This window comes from Pseudomonas sp. Tof1 (genome assembly GCF_055390395.1).
This window is the reverse complement of the sequence record NZ_AP024344.1, coordinates 593,931-606,654: the sequence shown is the minus strand read 5'-3', so window position 1 is coordinate 606,654 and position 12,724 is coordinate 593,931. Positions and strand designations below refer to the sequence as shown.

The 12,724-nt window shown below is 62.4% G+C and carries 12 protein-coding genes; 1 reads left to right on the top strand and 11 read right to left on the bottom strand.

All coding sequences use genetic code 11. The annotated features are described in order from the left end of the window. Window positions 1-97 precede the first annotated feature (97 nt). On the top strand, window positions 98-451 hold the full coding sequence (locus tag ACZ5KU_RS02695; RefSeq protein ID WP_464736803.1) for a hypothetical protein: 354 nt from the start codon (window positions 98-100) through the stop codon (window positions 449-451). Between the two features lie 371 nt (window positions 452-822). Here ACZ5KU_RS02695 and azu read toward each other — a convergent pair whose 3' ends face one another. The 11 genes from azu to rnr all read right to left on the bottom strand — a co-directional run bounded on the left by azu (window position 823) and on the right by rnr (window position 12,686). Further along, window positions 823-1,269, bottom strand: coding sequence for an azurin (gene azu, locus ACZ5KU_RS02690; protein WP_054058667.1), 447 nt, complete (start codon window positions 1,267-1,269; stop codon window positions 823-825). A gap of 276 nt (window positions 1,270-1,545) precedes the next feature. After that, window positions 1,546-1,998 (bottom strand): hypothetical protein, encoded by a 453-nt coding sequence (locus ACZ5KU_RS02685; protein WP_464736802.1) that lies wholly within the window; start codon window positions 1,996-1,998, stop codon window positions 1,546-1,548. Beyond that, complete coding sequence (locus ACZ5KU_RS02680; protein WP_054058666.1) at window positions 1,995-2,915, bottom strand: hypothetical protein; 921 nt, start codon at window positions 2,913-2,915, stop codon at window positions 1,995-1,997. The genes ACZ5KU_RS02685 and ACZ5KU_RS02680 overlap by 4 nt, the downstream gene beginning before the upstream one ends. A gap of 122 nt (window positions 2,916-3,037) precedes the next feature. After that, complete coding sequence (locus ACZ5KU_RS02675; protein ID WP_416771530.1) at window positions 3,038-5,338, bottom strand: YgiQ family radical SAM protein; 2,301 nt, start codon at window positions 5,336-5,338, stop codon at window positions 3,038-3,040. A 143-nt stretch (window positions 5,339-5,481) separates the two neighbouring features. Beyond that, window positions 5,482-6,879 carry a replicative DNA helicase gene (gene dnaB / locus ACZ5KU_RS02670; RefSeq protein WP_017901624.1) on the bottom strand — a complete coding sequence of 466 codons (1,398 nt, stop codon included), beginning with the start codon at window positions 6,877-6,879 and terminating at the stop codon, window positions 5,482-5,484. Window positions 6,880-6,994: 115 nt separating this feature from the next. Continuing rightward, a complete protein-coding gene (gene rplI, locus ACZ5KU_RS02665) occupies window positions 6,995-7,441 on the bottom strand; it encodes a 50S ribosomal protein L9 (RefSeq protein WP_017901623.1) in 447 nt (148 codons plus the stop codon). 21 nt (window positions 7,442-7,462) lie between these two features. Next, window positions 7,463-8,359: a YybS family protein gene (locus tag ACZ5KU_RS02660; protein WP_054058665.1), complete on the bottom strand. Its 897-nt coding sequence runs from the start codon at window positions 8,357-8,359 to the stop codon at window positions 7,463-7,465. 36 nt (window positions 8,360-8,395) lie between these two features. After that, window positions 8,396-8,626, bottom strand: a complete 231-nt coding sequence (gene rpsR / locus ACZ5KU_RS02655) for a 30S ribosomal protein S18 (RefSeq protein ID WP_002551829.1) — start codon at window positions 8,624-8,626, stop codon at window positions 8,396-8,398. 28 nt (window positions 8,627-8,654) lie between these two features. After that, window positions 8,655-9,077, bottom strand: a complete 423-nt coding sequence (rpsF, locus tag ACZ5KU_RS02650; RefSeq protein ID WP_017901621.1) for a 30S ribosomal protein S6 — start codon at window positions 9,075-9,077, stop codon at window positions 8,655-8,657. A gap of 259 nt (window positions 9,078-9,336) precedes the next feature. Further along, the gene (gene rlmB / locus ACZ5KU_RS02645; RefSeq protein ID WP_054062144.1) at window positions 9,337-10,098 is read right to left on the bottom strand and encodes a 23S rRNA (guanosine(2251)-2'-O)-methyltransferase RlmB; all 762 of its coding nucleotides are present in this window, start codon (window positions 10,096-10,098) and stop codon (window positions 9,337-9,339) included. Further along, window positions 10,095-12,686 (bottom strand): ribonuclease R, encoded by a 2,592-nt coding sequence (gene rnr / locus ACZ5KU_RS02640; RefSeq protein WP_464736801.1) that lies wholly within the window; start codon window positions 12,684-12,686, stop codon window positions 10,095-10,097. Before rnr ends, rlmB begins: the two co-directional genes overlap by 4 nt. Between the last annotated feature and the right edge of the window lie 38 nt (window positions 12,687-12,724).

Here is a 12,724-nt window from a genome sequence, read left to right as displayed (position 1 = left end):
TTTGCCGTAGGATTTTTCTGTTTTTTTCGGCAACTATTGAGGCAGTCCCCCCTGCGGAGCAGTCTTCGCCATCCTCTGTTGGCCAGGACTGCTGCGTATGTTGTTCAAGCAAAAGCCTCCCCATATCCGAGCCACTCCGCTCTTCCAGCGCCCGTGGATCATTCCGCTGTCCGGCCTGATCGGCGCCCTGTGCTGGATTTTCGTCGCCACCCAGCCGTCCGCTCGCCCGGCCAGCGGCCGCCCGAGCAAGGAACACTTCATCCTCAGCGGCAGCATGCCGATCCAGACGGCCCTGCGCGCCAGCGCCCGCTACACCCCGGCAACCAGCAGAGCGGTTGCCCGTACCAGCATCCGACCCTGCACTTCGATACCGTCCCACTGGATAGCCCGCGCACGTTCGACTTCACGGTGCCCACCGGCTATGAACTGCCCGGCTGCAAACTCTACCTGAGCGAAGTCAGCTTCGAGACCGAGGCCTTCTATGGCCAGGACAACCATCAACGCAGCATCACCAGCAGCGGCGCGATCACCCTGCGCGACGACCTGCGTCCAGGCGTGTCGGGGTTCCCGTCATCGGGGAAAAACACTATCGCGGCCTTTGCGACTGGCAGCCGCACAGCACGCCTGCGGGGCTGGAACCGCAGCAGAGCCTCAATTGCTACAGCGTCGACGAGCAGTGGCAGGCACTGGGCAACGACTACAAGCGCAAACAGTTGGGCGGGGTATTCAGCCGACAGGAAGTGGAGGGAAAAACGATTCGGCTGGAATTGCGGAAAAACGAACAGTCCTGATCCCGCACGGGGCGGGACCAGGTGAGGGCCATCACTTGAGGGTGACGGTGCCCTTCATCATCGAGATGTGGCCCGGGAACGAGCAGAAGAAGCCGTACTTCTCGGCCGGGTTCAGCTTCGACACGTCGAAGGTGACCGAGTCCTTCTCGCCGGCACCGATGATCTTGGTGTGGGCGATGACGCGAGTGTCGCCGTCTTTCAGGTAGTTCTTGTCGATGCCGGCGGAAATGCCGTCCGATGCGATCGGCTGCATGTCGGCTTCCTTGCTCAGCACCCAGTTGTGGCCCATGACGTTCTTCGGCAGGCTGCCGCCGTGAGTCAGTTCCACGGTGAAGGTCTTGCAGCTCTTGTCGATCTCGATGGCCTTGGTGTTGAAGGACATCTGATCGGTCGAATCGACAGTGGTCTTGCATTCGGCAGCGAACACCTGGCCGCTGGCGAGGGCCAGCAGGGATACCGCGACAACTTTGGCAAACATCGTGAATCTCCAAGGCAGGGTATGAAAAGCGGCGGATCAATGCAGGAAGACTACCTGAGGACAGACAGGGTTCCCATGATCTGAATCAAGAAATTGTATACAATCCTAAGCTATCGCCTCGATGGATACAATCAACCAGCCAGACGAATCCGCGCGACTTAACATTAGCCCATCGTCATCCATCGGAGTCTGCGCCATGTCCATCGACAGCCTGCTGTACAGTTTGCTCGCCGCCTATGCCTGCGGTGCCAGCGGTACCTGCGAAGCCACCCGGCGCTAGCGCCGCTTCACCAGCGTACGGCGAAGACTCTCCCGCTGCTTGCGGATCTCCACCAGGCGCTCGCGCATTTCGCGGTGGCGCCGGCTGTTGAGCAACAGCAGGCCCAGCAACGGGGCAAAGAGGGCCAGCGCGTAGACGATCCGATGCGGGTGCGAGGTGATGGTCGGCAGCACACCCAGGAAACACAGCACGAACACCAGCACCAAGCCGCGAACCCACTGCGGTCGGCCGCGCACGATCATGAAGTTGCAGTGGGCAACCACCAAGCCCAGCAACATCAATGCGACGAACGTACCAGTCGCCTGCTCCTCCAGTGAAGCCGCGGGGAAATAGTGGTCCCCCGCCAACGGCAGACCACAGGCGATAGCCAGCAGCGCGGCGAAGATCGCTCCGATGAAGGTCGGGAAATAACGCGCCAGAAAGCGCCGCAGGCTCAGCGTCTCCATCATTCGTCGATTTCCTCGTAAAGCCCGACGGCAATGGTCTTCACGTTGCCGGACAGGGCGCTGCCGGTGAGCCCGATCGCCGCGCCCAGGGAATCCTTGATCTGGGTGATGGTGGCATGGCGGATCTCGGTCGGCGTGAAGCGTTTGGGCAACTCGCCGGCCAACTGTTTCAGCTTGAGCATTTTCGGGGTAAGGCGCGGGTCGTTGATGCTCAGCAATTCCTTGGTCAGCTTGGCACGCTCCTGGCGATTGAGCCCGCGCAACACGTCCCGGATACTCTTGCCGGTGGTGGCCTTGGTGATGCGCACCAGCTTGATGGAGGTCAGCGCGGAGGCGCCGACACCCAGCAGCGAAGCCGCATCCAGGGCGATCGAGGTGTACTGGTACCAGGCCTCGCTGTCGAGGTAGTCGTTGCGCGCCGGGTTGGTCACTTCGTTGACCGTCCGATAGCCGCCAACCAGACACTGCGCAGTACTGGCGGCCGCAGCGGTATAGCCAATGGCGACCAGCACCGAACTGGCCCCGGCCGAAAACGGCACCGCCACCGAGCCGCTGAGCACCACGACCCAGCCGATCACCGCGCCGGCACACGACAGGCTGGTATTGATGGCCTCGCTGACCAGCCGCGACTCCCGGGGATTGTCCTGTACCTGCTGGGCGAACTGCTTCGGCGCGATGTACTTCTGCGCCTCACGCAGGATCACCCGCTTGGGCTTGATGCTGCAGATCGGCTGGAACTCGCGCAGGGTCACCACGTTGAATTCGGCGTCGATGTACACGACACCGGCACCGACGATGCCGGGATCGGCATCGATCGCGGCGAACAACCGCGGCAGGTCGACCTGGCTGGCGATGCGCTGACGGGCGAAAAACTGGGAGGGACTGGAGTCCATGCCGATGCCGGGTAGCGAAGAGCTCACGCGGGATTCATCCTTGAGTCGAACGGTGGAAAATTCGCCGCAACCTTAACAAACCCGCCCGTTCTTCGATAGAAAGCAAAACGCCAGCACTGGGCTGGCGTCTTGTCGGGTGCAACGCTGTATCAGCGCGGTACCACCGGCTTGCGGGCCGGCTTCTTGCCCTTGCCCTTGGCCGCATCGGCGCGTTCCTTGGCCGCCTGCCTGTTGCGTGCGGCGGCCGCAGCCTTGGCTTCCTCGCGCTTGTCCCACGGCTTGCTGCCGTCGCTGCCACGCGGCGGCAGGCCGGTGTGCTGGGTGAGGATGCGGCCGCTGTCCTTGCCGACCTTGTGGCTGCCGGCCGGCGTCGAGTTCTTGCGCCGGGCGCTCTGGTAGCTGTCGGTCTGCGGCTGGTGCAGCGGGATCAACTGGTGTTTGCCCGGCCCGATCAGGTCGCCACGCCCCATGCGCAGCAGGGCCTCGCGCAGCATCGGCCAGCCCTTCGGATCGTGGTAGCGCAGGAACGCCTTGTGCAGCCGGCGCTGCTCCTCGCTCTTGACGATGGTCACCGCGTCGCTCTTGTAGGTGACCTTGCGCAGCGGGTTCTTGCCCGAATGGTACATCGCGGTGGCACTGGCCATCGGCGACGGGTAGAACGCCTGCACCTGGTCGGCACGGAAACCGTTGGCCTTGAGCCACAGCGCCAGGTTCATCATGTCTTCGTCGGTGGTGCCCGGGTGGGCGGCGATGAAGTACGGGATCAGGTACTGTTCCTTGCCGGCCTCTTTCGAGAATTTCTCGAACATCCGCTTGAAGCGGTCATAGGTACCGATACCCGGCTTCATCATCTGGTTGAGCGGACCTTCCTCGGTATGCTCCGGGGCGATCTTCAGGTAGCCACCGACGTGGTGGGTCACCAGTTCCTTGACGTATTCGGGTGACTCGACCGCCAGGTCGTAACGCAGGCCGGAAGCGATCAGAATCTTCTTCACCCCGGGCAACGCACGGGCGCTGCGGTAGAGCTGGATCAGCGACGAGTGGTCGGTGTTCAGGTTCGGGCAGATACCGGGGAACACGCACGACGGCTTGCGGCACGCCGACTCGATCGCCGGGCTCTTGCAGGCGATGCGGTACATGTTCGCGGTCGGCCCGCCGAGGTCGGAGATGACACCGGTGAAGCCCGGTACCTTGTCGCGGATCTCCTCGATCTCGCGAATGATCGACTCTTCGGAACGGTTCTGGATGATCCGCCCTTCGTGCTCGGTGATCGAGCAGAAGGTGCAGCCACCGAAGCAGCCACGCATGATGTTCACCGAGAAACGGATCATCTCGTAGGCCGGGATCTTTTCCTTGCCATAGGCCGGGTGCGGGATGCGCTGGTAGGGCATGCCGAACACATAGTCCATTTCCTCGGTGGTCATCGGAATGGGCGGCGGGTTGAACCACACATCCACCTCGCCATGCTTCTGCACCAGCGCACGGGCGTTGCCCGGGTTGGTTTCCAGGTGCAGCACGCGGTTGGCGTGGGCATAGAGCACCGGGTCGTTACGCACCTTCTCCATCGAAGGCAGGCGGATCACGGTCTTGTCGCGTGTCATTTTGGGACTGGCGAGGATCTGCACCACCTTGGCTTCCTGCGGATCCTCAACCGGCCCCTTTTCCTGCTCGATGGCGCACGCCGCGGTGTCCTGGGTGTTCACATAGGGGTTGATGATCTTGTCGATCTTGCCCGGCCGATCGATACGCGTGGAATCGACTTCATACCAGCCCTGCGGGGTATCGCGACGGATGAACGCGGTGCCGCGCACGTCGGTGATGTCTTCGATCTTCTGACCGTAGGACAGGCGCTGGGCGACCTCGACGATCGCCCGCTCGGCGTTGCCGTAGAGCAGGATGTCGGCGCTGGCGTCGATCAGGATCGAGTTGCGCACACGGTCCTGCCAGTAGTCGTAGTGGGCGATCCGGCGCAGCGAGGCCTCGATGCCGCCGAGTACGATCGGCACGTGCCTGTAGGCCTCCTTGCAGCGCTGGCTGTAGACCAGGCTGGCACGGTCCGGCCGCTTGCCGGCCACGCCGCCAGGGGTATAGGCATCGTCCGAGCGGATTTTCTTGTCGGCGGTGTAGCGGTTGATCATCGAGTCCATGTTGCCGGCCGCGACGCCGAAGAACAGGTTCGGCTCGCCAAGCTTCATGAAGTCGTCTTTCGACTGCCAGTTCGGCTGGGCGATGATCCCGACGCGGAAGCCCTGGGCTTCCAGCAGCCGGCCGATGATCGCCATGCCGAAGGACGGATGGTCGACGTAGGCATCGCCGGTGACGATGATCACGTCGCAGGAGTCCCAGCCGAGCTGATCCATCTCTTCCCGGCTCATGGGCAGGAAGGGCGCTGGCCCGAAACATTCGGCCCAGTACTTGGGATAGTCAAATAACGGCTTGGCTGCTTGCATGGCGGTGACCGATGTCGAGATGAAAGGTGTCGAGATGAAAAATCGCGGGCGCGGAATATAGCACAAAAAATGATCAAACCCGACGATAATCGTCGGGTTTATCCGTATCGAGTCTGCCCTGTCGCACGCCTGGCGACTGGGCGCTACTCGTCGTCGTCGAAGTTGTAGCTGCCCGGCGCGAGGTTCTCGAAGCGGGTGTACTTGCCGATGAAGGCCAGGCGGATGAAGCCGATCGGACCGTTCCGCTGCTTGCCGATGATGATTTCGGCAATGCCCTTGTGCTCGGTCTCCGGGTGATAGACCTCGTCGCGGTACACAAACATGATCACGTCGGCGTCCTGCTCGATCGCTCCGGATTCCCGCAAGTCGGAGTTCACCGGACGCTTGTTCGGCCGTTGTTCCAGGGAGCGGTTGAGCTGGGACAGGGCCACCACCGGGCAGTTGAATTCCTTGGCCAGGGCCTTGAGGGAACGGGAGATCTCGGAAATCTCGTTGGTCCGGTTGTCGCCGCTGGAGCCCGGGATCTGCATGAGCTGCAGGTAGTCGATCATGATCAGCGCGATATCGCCGTGCTCACGCACCAGGCGGCGGGTCCGCGCACGCATTTCCGACGGGCTGATGCCTGCGGTATCGTCGATGAACAGCTTGCGGTCGTTGAGCAGGTTGACCGCCGAGGTCAGGCGCGGCCAGTCGTCGTCTTCCAGTTGGCCGGAACGCACCTTGGTCTGGTCGATGCGGCCGAGGGACGACAGCATACGCATGATCAGCGATTCGCCTGGCATCTCGAGGGAGTACACCAGCACCGCCTTGTCGCTGCGCAACACGGCGTTCTCCACCAGGTTCATGGCGAAGGTGGTCTTACCCATCGACGGACGGCCGGCGACGATGATCAGGTCGGCCGGCTGCAGGCCGCTGGTCTTCTCGTCGAGGTCGGTGTAGCCGGTGGACAGGCCGGTGATCGCGTCGGAGGTGTTGAACAGGGTGTCGATACGGTCGATGGCCTTGGTCAGCAGCTCATTGACGCCCACCGGTCCGCCGGTCTTGGGACGTGCCTCGGCGATCTGGAAGATCTGCCGCTCGGCCTCGTCGAGGATCTCCTCGGCGGTACGGCCTTCGGGGTTGAAGGCACTGTCGGCGATGTCGTTGGTGATGCCGATCAGTTGCCGCAGGGTGGCCCGCTCGCGGACGATCGAGGCATAGGCCTTGATGTTGGCCACCGACGGGGTGTTTTTTGCCAACTCGCCGAGGTAACCGAGGCCGCCGACCTGGGCCGTCTGCCCTTCCTTGTCCAGCTGTTCGGCCAGGGTCACCACGTCGATCGGCAGGTTCTGGTCGGCCAGACGGGCGATCGCACGGAAAATCAGGCGGTGGTCATGTCGATAGAAGTCACCGTCCGAGACCAGGTCCAGCACGCGTTCCCAGGCGTTGTTGTCCAGCATCAGGCCACCGAGTACGGCCTGCTCGGCCTCGATGGAATGCGGCGGCACCTTCAGGGCAGCGGTTTGCAGATCGTATTGCTCGGGAGCGGAGATTTCGTTCATAGCCACTTGGAATCAGTTGGTTGGAGCCAAAAAACAAAGGGCACGACCTGAATGAACAGAGTCGTGCCCGATGTTAACCGGCTGGCGGGCAAGCCGCCAGACGATCGAGTGCTGCTTAGGCAGCCACCACAACAACGCGTACGGTTGCTTCAACTTCGGCGTGCAGGTGCACGGCGACGTCGAATTCACCCACGTTGCGGATGGTGCCGTTCGGCAGACGCACTTCGCTCTTGGCCACTTCGACGCCGGAGGCGGTCAGGGCATCAGCGATGTCGTGGGTGCCGATCGAACCGAACAGCTTGCCTTCGTCACCAGCGGTGGCAGTGATGGTCACTTCCAGCTCAGCCAGTTGGGCGGCGCGCGATTCAGCCGAAGCTTTCTTCTCGGCTGCTGCTTTTTCCAGCTCGGCACGACGCTCTTCGAAAGCGGCCAGGTTGGCAGCGGTCGCAGCGGTGGCTTTGCCGAAAGGCAGCAGGTAGTTACGACCGTAACCGGCCTTCACTTTTACTTTGTCGCCCAGGTTGCCCAGGTTGGCGATTTTTTCCAGCAGGATCAGTTCCATTTGGTAATAACCTCTTAACTTTTAACCTTCACCGTTCGCGGAACCGTTACCGGGGTCCTTCGACGCCAGGCGTCCGCGAAAATCAATCAGGCTGTCGACAATGGCCAATACCACGAGCAACGGACCGAGCAGGTGCATGAACGGCAAGAACGTCACGTATATCCCCACCAGCCAAAAAGAGGCCAGTCGTTTCTGCGCCACCAGCCCGTGAATCAGGGCCAGGCCGGCGAAGACCAGCGGTACGCTGCACAGCGGCAACAGGATCAGTGCATGCAACCCGAAAAACGGGGCGATACACATGACGGCCAGCAGTGACAGCGTCACGTTCTTCGGCAGTCGGATGGCGCGAAACTCGCGACCGAAACCACCAGGGTTATACAACGACGCTTGCCAATAGCGCCCAAGAATCAGGCACAGCACACTGAAGACCTGCAACGAAATCGCCGTCGAAATGATCATCAGCGGGACTGTCAGGGAGATGAGAAACGCCTTCTGGTCGGCCGAGAACTTCTCGTAGACCTCACCCATCGCCAGCGGCATGACGTGTTCGAACGTCTTCGCCAGCGACTCGATGAAGGAACCGAACACGGTTCCCAGGCTCATCGCACACAACAATCCCACGGCCATGCTGCACAGCAGCACGCGGTTCCAGGTATGCCCGGCGCGCAAGACCAACGCCAGGCTGCAACTGCCGAGCAGCACCAGAAGGGCTGTCGGGTCGCCGAAAAAGTGCCAGCTCAACAACACCGACAACAATCCGATACCCAGGACGCTCGAAGCGTCCGAACCGCGCCGCAGGAGCACGAGGCTCCCGGCGGCGGCACTCAACCAGAACAACAGCGGCAATGCCGCAGCTCCGGCCACGACCAGCGTGGCCTGCACACGTCCCCGCATGATGAAGTCAGCTAAGGCACGCATGCACTCAATCCTTTACTACCTGTCGACGACCCGGTCTCAGCGGCCGTGGCTGTCGGTGTAGGCCAGCAGGGCCAGGAAGCGGGCGCGCTTGATAGCGGTAGCCAGCTGACGCTGATAACGAGCCTTGGTACCGGTGATACGGCTTGGAACGATTTTGCCGGTTTCGGATACGTAGGCTTTCAGAGTGTTAAGATCTTTGTAATCGATCTCTTTCACGTCTTCAGCGGTGAAGCGGCAGAATTTACGACGACGGAAGAAACGTGCCATGTAATAGGCTCCTCAAAAGATCCGTGGATTACTCGTCAGCGTTATCGCTGTTGTCGCTGTCATCACCCTCAACGCCTTCAGCGTCGGAGTGCTCAGGACGGTCGCGACGCTCACGGCGCTCACTGCGGTTTTCTTCAGCCTTGAGCATCTCGGACTGGCCAGTGATGGCTTCGTCACGACGGATGACCAGGTTACGGATCACAGCATCGTTGTAGCGGAAGTTGTCTTCCAGCTCGGCCAGGGCCTTGCCGGTGCACTCAACGTTCAGCATCACGTAGTGAGCCTTGTGAACATTGTTGATTGCGTAGGCCAGTTGACGACGGCCCCAGTCTTCCAGGCGGTGGATTTTGCCGCCGTCTTCTTCGATCAGCTTGGTGTAACGCTCAACCATGCCGCCGACTTGCTCGCTTTGATCCGGGTGGACCAAGAAGATAATTTCGTAATGACGCATGAATGCTCCTTACGGGTTGTAGCCTGCCACTCAAAAGCGGTCAGACAAGGAGTGAATGACACTGGTGTGTCTTGCCTTGGAGTAGGCACAAATGCGCCAGCCATCACGGCAAGGGGCGCAATTGTAGAGAAGGGGCGCGTGGGGCGCAAGGCAATTGGTGATTATTTGAACAGATTCAGCAGTGGGAGCCGGCTTGCTGGCGATGGTGTCGACGCGCTATTGGCCGATCGTTCATCGCCAGCCAGTCGGCTGCCCCGGGTCAGGCCTTCTTGGCGGCGGCCTTGACGCTACGCTGGCGCATCGCCTCGAACAGGCACACCCCGGTGGCCACGGAGACGTTGAGACTGCTGACGCTGCCCGCCATCGGCAACTTCACCAGGAAATCGCAATGTTCGCGGGTCAGGCGGCGCATACCCTTGCCTTCGGCGCCCATGACCAGGATGGTCGGGCCGGTCAGGTCCTGCTGGTACAGTTCCTGCTCGGCTTCGCCCGCCGTGCCGACAACCCACAGACCGCGCTGCTGAAGCTTTTCCAGGGTGCGCGCGAGGTTGGTCACGGCCACCAGCGGAATCACTTCCGCGGCGCCACAGGCCACCTTGCGCACCACCGGCGTCAGGGTTGCCGACTTGTCCTTGGGCACCACCACCGCCAGCGCACCGGCCGCATCGGCGGTGCGCAGGCAGGCGCCGAGGTTGTGCGGGTCGGTCACGCCATCGAGCACCAGGATCAGCGGCGCGCCTTCGGTGCGATCGAGCAGCTCGTCGAGCATCGCCTCACCCCAGACCTGGCTCGGACTGACCTCCGCCACTACACCCTGGTGCACGCCCTCGACCCAGGCATCCATCTCGCGGCGCTCGGCCTGGCCGACCGCTACGCGGTTCTCGCCCGCCAACTGCAACAGGGGCTGAACCCGCGGATCGCTGCGGCCTTCCGCCAGCCAGATCTGCTTGACGCGCTTGGGGTGATGACGCAGCAGCGCCTCCACGGCATGCACGCCGTAGATCTTTTCCAGCTGACTCATGACTTGCCCTTGGATTTACGTGCCGGACCGTTCTTCGACGGCCCCTTGCGGTGTTTGCTCGGCTTTTCCGAAGAGCCACCCCGACCGGCCTTGCTCTCGACCTTGGGCTTGCCGCCAGTCTTCGCCTCGGCCAGCAACGCCTTCTTCATCTCGCGACTCTTGCGCACCTCGGCGTTCTTCGCCGCGGCATCGCTGGAGCGGTAGGCGTCGCCGGACTTCTTCTCGGCACTGCGACGGGAAGCCCGGGCCGGCTCGGCAGCCTGCTCGACCACCGGCGCCGGGGCGGCTTCGGCCCCACGCTTCTTGCCAGTGCTGCGCCCAACCGGAGCCGACAGGGTTTTCTCGGCCATCTCGAAGTCGATCTTGCGCTCGTCGAGGTCGACGCGCATGACCTTGACCTCGACCGTATCACCGAGGCGGAAGCTGCGACCGGTGCGCTCGCCCGACAGGCGATGGTGCACCGGATCGAAGTGGTAGTAGTCGCCCGGCAAGGCGGTGACGTGCACCAGGCCCTCGACGTAGATGTCGGTCAGCTCGACGAACAGGCCGAAACCGGTCACCGCGGTGACCACGCCCGGGAACGATTCGCCCACACGATCCTTCATGAACTCGCACTTGAGCCAGTTCACCACGTCGCGGGTGGCTTCGTCGGCACGGCGCTCGCTCATCGAGCACTGCTCGCCCAACTGCTCCAGCGCCGCTTCGTCGTACGGATAGATGCGCGCCTTCGGAATGCTCATCGCCCCGGCACGACGTACATGCGGGGTGTTCTGCTTCGAATGGATCACGCTGCGGATCGCCCGGTGCGTCAGCAGGTCCGGATAGCGACGGATCGGCGACGTGAAGTGGGTGTAGGCCTCGTAATTCAGGCCGAAGTGGCCATCGTTCTCGGCGCTGTACACCGCCTGGCTCAGGGAGCGCAGCATCACGGTCTGGATCAGGTGGAAATCCGGGCGGTTCTGGATACTGGCCAGCAGGGCCTGGTAGTCCTTCGGCGTCGGCCCTTCCTTGCCCTTGTGCAGCGACAGGCCCAGTTCGCCGAGGAATGCCCGCAACTTCTCCAGGCGCTCCGGCGGCGGACCATCGTGCACCCGGTACAGGGCCGGAATCTCGTGCTTCTGGAGGAACTCGGCGGTGGCGACGTTGGCCGCCAGCATGCATTCCTCGATCAGCTTGTGCGCATCATTGCGGGTGGTCGGACGGATCTCGGCAATCTTGCGCTCGGAGCCGAAGATGATCCGGGTCTCCTGGGTTTCGAAATCGATCGCGCCACGGGTATGACGGGCCGCCAGCAGGACCTTGTACAGCGCGTAGAGCTGCTTGAGGTCTGGCACCACTTCTCCGTACTGGGCACGCAGACGCTTGGCCTCGGCGGTCTTCGGCTGCTCCAGGATGGTGCTGACCTTGTTGTAGGTCAGGCGCGCATGGGAGTGGATCACCGCCTCGTAGAACAGGTAGTCGGTCATCTCGCCCTTTTTCGAGATGGTCATTTCGCAGACCATCGCCAGGCGATCGACATGCGGGTTCAACGAGCACAGGCCGTTGGAGAGCTCTTCCGGCAGCATCGGCACCACGCGCTCGGGGAAGTACACCGAGTTGCCGCGCACCTGGGCCTCGGCGTCCAGCGCCGAGCCGACTTTCACGTAGCTGGAAACGTCGGCGATCGCCACGTACAGCTTCCAGCCACCGGAGAACAACCGCAGCTTGCCCGGAATCGCCTCGCAGTAGACCGCGTCATCGAAGTCGCGGGCGTCCTCGCCGTCGATGGTGACGAACGGCAGGTCGCGCAGGTCGACACGCTTCTCCTTGTCCTTCTCCTCGACTTCCGGCTTGAGCTTGCGCGCTTCCTTGACCACCGCCTCGGGCCAGACATGGGGAATATCGTAAGTGCGCAGGGCAACGTCGATTTCCATGCCGGGAGCCATGTAGTTACCGACCACTTCGACCACATCGCCCTGGGGCTGGAAGCGCGGCGTTGGCCAGTGGGTGATCTTCACCGCGACGAACTGCCCGATCTGCGCGTTGGCGTTACGGCCCGGGGTGACCAGCACTTCCTGCTGGATCTTCGGGTTGTCGGCCACCACGAAGCCGATGCCGCCCTCCTCGAAGTAGCGACCGACGATGGTCTCGTGGGCACGGGACACCACCTCGACGATCACGCCTTCTCGACGGCCACGCCGGTCCACGCCGGACACCCGCGCCAGGGCACGGTCGCCGTCGAATACCAGGCGCATCTGCGCGGGACTCATGAACAGGTCTTCGCTGCCGTCGTCGGGGATCAGGAAGCCGAAACCGTCCCGATGGCCGGCGATGCGGCCGAGGATCAGGTCCAGCTTGTCCACCGGGGCGTAGGTGCCACGACGGGTATAAATCAGTTGAGCATCGCGCTCCATGGCGCGCAGGCGGCGGCGCAGAGCCTCCACCTGGTCTTCGGTATTCAGACCGAACTCTTCCACCAGTTGCTCGCGACTGGCCGGCGACCCGCGCTCGGACAGATGCGCCAGGATCAACTCACGGCTGGGAATAGGGTTTTCGTATTTTTCCGCTTCACGAGCGGCCTCGGGATCGAGGGACTGCCAATCGGCCATTAGATAAATTTCACCTTGTCTATATGCCCGGTTAGTTT